The organism is Nocardioides sp. P4_G4, from assembly GCF_056401085.1.
On the sequence record NZ_JBFUKA010000169.1, the window covers coordinates 1 to 2599 of the forward strand.

General features: G+C 72.4%; 3 protein-coding genes. 2 read left to right on the forward strand and 1 reads right to left on the reverse strand.

Features of this window, described 5'->3' with window-relative positions:
• On the reverse strand, positions 1–931 hold a 931-nt coding region (gene cofD, locus AC1DQF_RS21460; RefSeq protein WP_477527251.1), incomplete at its 3' end, for a 2-phospho-L-lactate transferase.
• 206 nt (positions 932–1137) lie between these two features.
• Between cofD and AC1DQF_RS21465 the strand changes: the two genes are divergently transcribed.
• Both AC1DQF_RS21465 and AC1DQF_RS21470 read left to right on the forward strand, forming a co-directional pair.
• On the forward strand, positions 1138–1395 hold the full coding sequence (locus tag AC1DQF_RS21465) for a WhiB family transcriptional regulator (RefSeq protein ID WP_457208694.1): 258 nt from the start codon (positions 1138–1140) through the stop codon (positions 1393–1395).
• Between the two features lie 106 nt (positions 1396–1501).
• On the forward strand, positions 1502–2599 hold a 1098-nt coding region (locus AC1DQF_RS21470; protein ID WP_477527252.1), incomplete at its 3' end, for a glycosyltransferase family 2 protein.

Here is a 2599-nt window from a genome sequence, read left to right on the forward strand (position 1 = left end):
GCGGCACCGCCTCGCAGGCGATGCCGGCCTCGCGCACCCCCGCCACGTGGTGCGCGTCGCGGGTGTCCACCAGCCAGGCGTCGAGCACGCCGCCGTCCCGGCGGCTGCCGTAGTGACGGGCGACCGCGCCCGCGGTGACCTCGACGCCGATGGCGGTGAGCACCTGGTGGGCCATGCCGCGCACGTGCGTGTCGCCGACGATGGGGGACAGGCCCACCACCGGGGCGGGTGTGGCGGCGACCGCCTCGCGGATGCCGGGCACGCCGAGGATCGTCCCGACGCTGACGACCGGGTTGGAGGGCGGCAGCACGAGCAGGTCGGTCTCCGCGATGGCCTCGAGCACGCCCGGCCCGGGGGTCGAGGAGTCCTGGCCGACCACGATCACGGCCTCGGCCGCCACCTGGGCCCGCAGGCGCACCCAGTACTCCTGGAAGTGCACGACCCGCCGGCCGCTCGGCTCGTCGGGGTCGGCGATGGCGATGTGGGTCTCGACACGGTCGTCGGTCATGGGCAGCAGCCGCACCCCCGGCTCCCACCGCCGGCACAGGGCGGTGGTCACGTCGGAGAGCGGGAACCCCGCCTCCAGCATCTGGGTCCGCACCAGGTGGGTGGCGATGTCGCGGTCACCGAGGCCGAACCACGTGGGCTCCACGCCGTACGCCGCGAGCTCCTCCTTGGTGCTCCACGTCTCGTCGCGGCGCCCCCACCCGCGCTCGGGGTCGATGCCGTCCCCGAGGGCGTACATGACAGTGTCGAGGTCGGGGCAGACCTTGAGGCCGTGGACCCACAGGTCGTCGGCGGTGTTGGCCACCACGGTGACCTCCGCGTCGGCTGCCACACCGGGGAGCATGCCGGTGCGGATGCCGTGGAGGAGGCCACGCACGAACGTCGCTCCACCCATACCACCGGAGAGCACGGAGATCTTCTGCATGCGAATACCTTGCCCTACCGCGGATCACCCGATCGGGGGGCCTCATGGCCCGTTCGGGCCATATCAGATCTGGGCTTGACTTCCGGGAACGACAGGCATGTAATTCCCACAGTGTTCTTCACTGTTCTCCACTCGCCGGCGAGCTCGAGATCGTGCCGGAGGTGGGGGCGAGGAGCTCCATCACGAGGGTCGAAAGGGCGAAAGCCATGAGAGCAGAACTGTTTCTCCTTGAGCCGGAAGCCGAAGAGCAGGGTTGGCAGGACCGCGCCCTGTGCGCGCAGACCGACCCGGAGGCCTTCTTTCCGGAGAAGGGTGGATCCACCAGGGAGGCCAAGAAGGTCTGCCTCACCTGCGAGGTGCGAGACGACTGTCTCGAGTCCGCCTTGATGAACGACGAGCGCTTTGGGATCTGGGGCGGCCTCTCCGAGAGGGAGCGTCGCAAGCTCAAGAAGCGCGCAGTCTGATGCACCAGGCGCCCCGGGCCCGCTGATCCAGCGGGCCCGTCGCGCATTTCGGGGGCGGTCCGGTCGAGGTTTTCGGGCCTCACCGGGCCCTCGCTAGGGTGCTGCGGTGACCGTCACCGTGCTCCTCGTCAGCCATGACGGGGCGCGGTGGCTGCCGCCGGTCCTCGAGGGCCTGGAGGCGCAGACCCGCCCCGTCGATCGCGCCATCGCCGTCGACACCGGCAGCCGCGACGACAGCGTCGCCCTGCTGCGCGGGGTGCTCGAGGACGAGTCCGTCCTCGAGGTGCCCGGTTCGACCAGCTACCCCGCCGCCGTGGCCCACGCGCTGGACCACGTGCCCGCGGTGGAGGGCGAGTGGGTGTGGCTGCTCCACGACGACAGCCTGCCCGCCCCGGACGCGCTCCAGCAGCTGCTGCGCGCCGCCGAGGAGCACCCGGAGGCCTCGATCCTGGGCCCGAAGCTGCGCGAGTGGCCCTCGCTGAAGCGTCTGCTCGAGGTGGGCCTGACCATCACCGGCACCGGTCACCGCGAGACCGGCCTCGAGCGCGGCGAGTACGACCAGGGCCAGCACGACGAGGTGCGCCCGGTCCTCGCGGTCAACACGGCCGGGATGCTCGTCCGTCGCAGCGTGCTGTCCGAGCTGGGTGGTCTGGACCCCGAGCTGCCGATCTTCGGCAACGACATCGACTTCGGGTGGCGGGCCGCCGAGGCCGGGCACACCACCCTGGTGGTGCCCCCGGCCGTGGTCTTCCACGCCGAGGCGGCCCACCGCGGGGTGCGTCGTACCCCCCTCACCGGGCGCCACACGCACTACCAGGAGCGGCGTGCCGCCCTGCTCACCCTGCTGGCCAACGCTTCCCCGAAGCGGCTGCCCTGGCAGGTCGTGCGTCTCTTCTTCGGGTCCCTGCTCCGGGTCCTGGGCTACCTGGCGGTGCGCTCGGTGGGCGAGGCGCTCGACGAGCTCGCCGCCGTGCTGTCGCTCTACTCCCGCCCGCGACAGGTGCTCGCCGCCCGCCGGACCCGCGCCGAACGACGCACCGGAGAGCCGCACGACGTACGGCACCTGCTCGCTCCGCCCTGGTTGCCCTACCGGCACGGGCTCGACATGGTCACCGACCTGGCGGCCGCGGCCACCAACCAGGCCCAGGACGTCGCCGAGCGGCGGCGCGCGGCCCGCGCCGGCCAGTCGGCGCCGGGCCAGCAG